6 protein-coding genes and 1 pseudogene are annotated in these 6,070 nt (G+C 68.0%); all 7 read left to right on the plus strand.

What is annotated here, in order from left to right:
• Window positions 1-168 (plus strand): integrase core domain-containing protein (locus tag ACTWQJ_RS44840; protein ID WP_443312151.1); only part of this gene is annotated, 168 nt, incomplete at its 5' end.
• Window positions 169-205: 37 nt separating this feature from the next.
• Entirely contained in the window at window positions 206-1,192 is a 987-nt protein-coding gene (locus ACTWQJ_RS44845) for an IS701 family transposase (RefSeq protein ID WP_443312146.1), read from the plus strand.
• A gap of 581 nt (window positions 1,193-1,773) precedes the next feature.
• Complete coding sequence (locus ACTWQJ_RS44850; RefSeq protein ID WP_443312147.1) at window positions 1,774-2,805, plus strand: lipase family protein; 1,032 nt, start codon at window positions 1,774-1,776, stop codon at window positions 2,803-2,805.
• A gap of 119 nt (window positions 2,806-2,924) precedes the next feature.
• Window positions 2,925-3,845: a hypothetical protein gene (locus tag ACTWQJ_RS44855; RefSeq protein WP_443312148.1), complete on the plus strand. Its 921-nt coding sequence runs from the start codon at window positions 2,925-2,927 to the stop codon at window positions 3,843-3,845.
• Window positions 3,797-3,928 (plus strand): annotated as a pseudogene (locus ACTWQJ_RS44860) (IS630 family transposase); the annotation flags it as partial. The gene ACTWQJ_RS44855 and the pseudogene ACTWQJ_RS44860, both read left to right, overlap by 49 nt.
• Window positions 3,929-4,029: 101 nt before the next feature.
• Window positions 4,030-4,872, plus strand: a complete 843-nt coding sequence (locus tag ACTWQJ_RS44865; protein WP_443312149.1) for an IS5 family transposase — start codon at window positions 4,030-4,032, stop codon at window positions 4,870-4,872.
• A 204-nt stretch (window positions 4,873-5,076) separates the two neighbouring features.
• Window positions 5,077-5,748: an MBL fold metallo-hydrolase gene (locus tag ACTWQJ_RS44870; RefSeq protein ID WP_443312150.1), complete on the plus strand. Its 672-nt coding sequence runs from the start codon at window positions 5,077-5,079 to the stop codon at window positions 5,746-5,748.
• Window positions 5,749-6,070 lie beyond the last annotated feature (322 nt).

Genomic DNA, 6,070 nt, shown 5'->3' on the forward strand with positions numbered 1-6,070 from the left:
TTGCTGCACGGGCGCCGCTGGACCTCGAAGGCACACACCCGGCTGGAGCTGTTCCGCTGGCTGGCGTACTACAACCGGCGCCGCCGCCATTCCGCACTCGGCTACCTCACACCGGTCGAGTTCGAACAGCAACTGATCACGTCACGTACGCTGTCACTCGTCGCATGAAACCCGGTGTCCACTCCCGGGGATCAACCTCAACTACGTGGTGGACCACCTGGGCGACAGGGACGCGGTCTTGGTCATCGATGACACGCAGGCCCAGAAGAAGGGGGCCAAGTCGGTCGGGGTGGCCTTCCAGCACTGTGGACTGACCGGCGATGTCCGCAACTGCCAGACCATGGTGATGCTCACCTACGCCACCGGCGCCGGGCACGCGTTCATCGACCGCCGCCTGTATCTGCCCGAGGAATGGACCACCGACCGGCCCCGGTGCCGCGAGGCCGGAATTCCCGACGAGGCCGGCTTCGCCACCAAGCCCGAACTGGCCATCGCCATGCTGGAGGCGGCCCGCACCGCCCAGACGCCGTTCACCTGGGTGCTCGCCGACTCCGGCTATGGACGCGATCCGCAGCTTCGGCGGTGGTGCCACCAGCACGACGTGCCCTACGCGCTGGGCGTCCCCGTCGACCTGCCCCTCGACGGCCCGCCGGGCACACCGCGACAGCCTGCCGTCCAGCGCGCCGATGACCTGCTGCACTACGCAAAGGTCCGCAACCAGTGGGAACGCCGCTCCTGCGGCGACGGCGCGAAGGGCACCCGCGGCCACGACTGGACGGCCTTCGCCGTCCAACTCAGGGACGAAGCCCCGGCCGACGGCCTGGAGCACTGGCTGGTCCTGCGGCGCTCCCTCCACCCCAACCGGCGCGGCAAAGACGGACAACTCCACCGCGAAATCGCCTACTTCCTTGTCCACGCCCCCGCCGGCACCCCGCTGACAGAGATCATTTCCCGGGCGGGCGGCCGATGGCAGATCGAGGAGGACAACGAGATCAACAAACAGCTCGTCGGCCTCGACTCCTACCAGGTACGCAAGTGGACCCCGTGGCACCGGCACGTCACCGCCTGCATGCTCGCCACCGCGTTCCTCGCTGTCCAGCGGGCCACCTTCCCCGAGCCCGAGACCGAGCCAGAAGAAGGGCCTGGCCCGGGAAAAGACCAGAACACGAACGAGAGCGAGGCCGCCGGCTGATCCCCGGACCGTTACTGCGGCCCTCGGTCCACTCCATCCGCCACTGCCTGGCCGCCGTCCACCTCAACCCAAGACACTCCGCCGAGACGATCAGCTCCTGCGAACTGTGGCGACGCCTCCACCAGACCCGCGCGACGGTCAGCCACTACCGCCGCCGCGGCGACCCCCTGCCACCCCGTCTCCGGCCCTGGGCCCACCACCAGCCCATCCCGCCGATAACCAACCCTCAAGATCTCCGGCTGTAGTACAAGGGCGCTTCTGATGGCTCTTGGGTGCCGCCCTCTGCCCTAACTTCACCCGAAACGGGCATCATGTTACGAACCGCTCTCTCACAGCCGACGGTGCAGCCACCTCGCACGACGAGACACGTGTGGCGGTACCCAAAGCCGCTGGTTCAAGGAGGCTTGAGAGCATAGATGAACAGGCACTCTGGCACCAGGGGGCCGCATTCGGTTCCCGACTGGTCTGGGAGCAGGTACGCAGGCTCTCACTACGGCGGCGAGGGGCGCGTGTGTCTGGCGGGCAGGCGTGCGGCTGCCCGCACGGGCCCCTTTGGAGCCGAGACGAGGAGTCGAGACGCGGTGAACACGATCAGCAAGCGGACGGCAAGGCTCTACCTCGAGGGCGTGGAGGACGCAAAGGAGTTCCCGGTGGCCGCCGTCGCGCCGCCAGGGCCGGCCGACCTCCTGCAGACCGCGCTGGCGGCTGCCTGCCCGGCGCCTGATCAGGTGGGCTATAGCCCCTCCGCCGCACTCCTGCTCTCGGTCACGTCTGCCTGGGCCTACTCAGACGCAGAGACACTCACCGCAATGTTGAGCGTCTGCGGCATGAGCGACCCCGAGTGCCACCTGTTCAGCGTGGTGAACGGGGCGCTCTTCGTCGATGCCCAGGCGTTCTTCGTGCGCAGCACCGAGCAGCGCGTTGGCATCCTGGTCTTCCGCGGGACCGAGTTCGGCGGTGTCACGCTCACCGACGTCTTCACGGACATCAACACGGAGACCGTCCGGTACCCGGACGCGGTCGACTCCGCGGTCCACGGCGGGTTCTACCGGAGCTTCAAATACCTGTGGCCGAAGCTCGTCCCCACGCTGGCGATTGAAGGGACCGACGAGGCGGGCATTGACCGCCTCTTCATTGCGGGACACAGCCTGGGTGGCGCCCTGGCCGCGCTCGCGACCTGCGAGCTCGTCGCTGGATCGACGCTCCCCACAGGGCTGCGGGGGAAGTTCTGCGGCCTCTACACCTTCGGCCAGCCGATGGTCGGCAACCGCGCCTTCGCCGCGCACTTCGAGCCGCTGGTTGGCGAGCGGACGTTCAGGCACGTGTATCAATACGATGTCGTGCCGCAACTCCCGCCGCGCACGACGGGGCGGTTCAGCCACTTTGGCACAGAGTTCTTCGGCACAGCCACCCAGACCTGGCAGAGGCGGCGCATTTCGAGGCAGCAGGCGCTCGCGGCGACGCTGGTGATCCCGGTGGCGATCCTCGCCTTCGTGCTGCGGCAGCTGCCCGCGGGGCGCAGGCTCTCGCTGCCGGTCTCTCTCAGCGACCACCTGCCACAGAACTATATCGACTGCTCAAAGCTGAACAACGTGGCGACGGCCTATCCCTAGACCATCTGCGCAGTGCAACTCGCACGAAGGTAACGAAGTGCGTCGCCCGGTCGACCGGCATGGCGACGAGCAGTCGCAGCAGGGTGACTGTCTGTCAACAACGATGAGAGGGACCCGAGATGGCACGGCCGCGCTACACCCTCATCACCGGCGACTTCTACATCCGCTACCCGGACCTGCCGCGCAACGGTCCGGAACCGGACGGCGACACCATCAACTTCCTGCCGGACAACGACGACCTGGTGCGGAGTCTGCCGCGCTTCAGCAACCGCGGCCCGGACCGGCGCCACCTCGGCACCTATGGCACTCGGTTCGAAGGCATCGACACGCTCGAGACCCACTTCGAGAACCAGCACCAGGACCTGACGTTCGCCCGCGCTGCTCGCGACCACATGCTGGATAAGATGGGTTTTGGCGCTGTCAAGCTCTGGGAGGACCTGCCCAACAAGATCGAGTCAGCCGAGCACCACCCGGTCCAGGGCTACCTGCTCGCCAACGGCGTGGAGAGCAACGGCCGGCTGCTGGCGCTTGTGTACCCCGGCGAGCCCGATCTTGCTGCTGCCGACGGCGATCCCGTGTTCGTCGACGTCGAGCGGCTCGATCGGAGCGTGAACGTCAGCCTCGTGCGCGCCGGGCTGGCCTACGCCGAGCTCTACGCGACCATGCCGCTTGAGCTGATCGAGCACCTCCGGGGCGTGATCAAGGAGGTGCGGGCGAACGCGACGGGCATGTGGCCGCAGGAAGCGGTCACCACCGAGCGTCGCGTCCAGCTGACCGGGCTGACCGAACTGTCCCAGCTGGTCATGTTTCCGAAGCTGTATCGACGGCTCGTCAAGTACTTCAAGGATGGCCACGTCGACCTGGCAGCGTTCGACGTGTGGGTCCGCGCCGACCCCGTCGACCGCGACGACACAGCGCTGCTGCCAACCGGCGAGCTGGGCAACCTGCACGACCTGTACGACGTCAACGCCGACGGCATCCAACTGCAGTTCCTGCCCGAGGAGCTGATGTTCGCGCCCGATCCCGTGCCGCATCTGTAGGCCACAGCTGTGCTACCGCCGCGCCCTGGGCCTCGCCCTGGCTTCCGAAGCATTACGCGCAGAACTTCAGGCAAGCCGCTTAGAGGTCGCGCAGATAGGCGCGGTGGTGACACCTCGACCGCAAGACAGGCACAGGTCCTGGTGATCATGGAGTTGCGACGCTCTGTGATCACCGGGAAGACCTGTGCCTGTACTGCCATCATGGCTGACGGAACCACTTTGGGGCCAACTCGCGGCCCTGCTGCCCGAGCGGCCGGGGTACCACCCGGACCATCCGCTGGGCTGCCACCGCCCCCGCATCAGTGACCGGATCGTCTTCGACAAGATATTGCAGCTCCTGCGGTTCGGCTGCTCCTACCAGGCGATCGCCGACACGACCTCCTCGGCCACCACGATCCGCAACCGCCGCGACGAGTGGATCGCCCTCGGCGTCTTCGCCCAGCTCAAGCAGATCGCGCTGGACTCCTACGACCGGATCGTCGGCCTCGTCCTCGACCAGATCGCCGTCGACGGGTCGATCACCAAAGCGCCCGGCGGCGGCGAGGCCGCCGGGCGTTCCCTGGTCGACCGCGGCAAACAGGGCCTGAAACGCTCCGGTATGACGGACGGTTACGGCATTCCACTGGGCCGCGTCCTGGCCGGAGCCAACCGCCACGACTCCCCGCTGCTCGCGCCGACCTTGGACCGCCTGGACGACCTGGGACCGCTGCCCGACGACATCACCGTCCACCTGGACGCCGGCTACGACTCGGACACCACCCGCACCCTGCTCAGCGAACGCGGCCTGCACGGCCGCATCGCGCACAAGGGTGAGAAGGCGCCGATCCAGGCCAGTCAGAGGTGGCACGTGGAGCGCACCCACGCCTGGCAGAACGCCTTCCACCGCCTCGCCCGCTGCTACGAGCGTCGGGCTACCGTCATCGACGCTTTCTTCGACCTCGCCGATGCCATCATCACCGTACGCAGCCTGATCCGTCGGGCATGGACGACCCACCGCTGGGACGACCGCCCCACCCGGCGACCATGACCAGCCCCCTGTGCGCCGGGGCTTGCGCGGCCAGAGACTGGACCACTGCGATCGACGCATTGCGGGAGGCCCTGGCCTCGCGGGGCGTTCCGCCTCGGCCGTGTGGAGGACGCGCGTTGGCGGGCTTGATCGTATCCCGCACACCTGGTGAGCCGTCAGCGAACGAAGACATGGCCGCCAGGGCGGCCGTGCAGGCTGGGGGGCATGGATGTGATCGAGGTACTGCCGAGGCTGCGCATGCTCCGCTTCCCGGTGGGGGCGGCCTATCTGTGGCGGGACGACGACGAGCTGACTCTGATCGACACCGGGACGGCGGACTGCGCGGCGAAAATCGAGGACGTACTGGACGGCGAACTGCGGCGGATCGTGCTGACGCACTGGCACGAGGACCATACGGGCTCGGCCGCCGAACTCGCCGCCCGACACGGCGCGGAGGTGCTGGCACACCGGCTGGAGGCGCCGGTGATCCAGGGCGAGGCGACCGGAGCGCCGCCGGTGCTGGAGGAGTTCGAGGTGCCGATCCGGGCGGCCCTTCCGCCACTGCGGCCGGCCCCGCCGTGCCGGGTGGACCGGGAGGTGGAGGACGGCGATGTGCTGGAGTTCGGCGACGGGGCGGTGGTGGTCGCGGTGCCCGGGCACACGGACGGGTCGATCGCGCTCCACCTGCCCGGGCCGAGGGCGCTGTTCACCGGCGACGCGGTCGCCAACGTCGGCCGGACCATGCTGGGTGTCTTCAACACCGACCGCGCCCGGGCCGTCGAGTCGCTGCACCGGCTTGCCAAGCTGGAGATCGACACGGCGGTCTTCGGGCACGGTGACCCAATCTCGCACGGTGCGGCGGCCGCCTTGCAGGGAGCAGCCGCCTCAGCGGTGTGACGAAGGTCAGCTCTTCGGCAGGCTGGGCGGTCTGATCCCGGAGTCCGAACGGCATCGTTGTCCAAACCCCAGCGCCATGATGACAGCGCAGGCACAGCCCCCTGATGGTCACAGAGCGTTGAGGATCCGTGATCAGGAACGTGCCTGTCCCGTCTGCCCACCGACCCCAGCAGCCGCCTATCCGCGCAACCTCTCAGCTTGGCGTTTAACGCCGCAGGTCACTCGACCTGCTGAGTTCTCCGGGAACCGGCAGCACGTGGCGCGGCCGTTCTTCACGCTTCGAGATGTCGAGTAACGAAGCACGAAAGAACGGCCGCTGCCC

It is taken from the genome of Streptomyces sp. KR55 (assembly GCF_052245645.1).
In the GTDB taxonomy this organism is placed as follows: domain Bacteria; phylum Actinomycetota; class Actinomycetes; order Streptomycetales; family Streptomycetaceae; genus Streptomyces; species Streptomyces flavusporus.

Coding starts and splice junctions, on each gene's coding strand:
- ACTWQJ_RS44855 (WP_443312148.1), top strand. CDS start 2,925: ATGGCACGGCCGCGCTACACCCTCATCACCGGCGACTTCTACATCCGC.
- ACTWQJ_RS44870 (WP_443312150.1), top strand. CDS start 5,077: ATGGATGTGATCGAGGTACTGCCGAGGCTGCGCATGCTCCGCTTCCCG.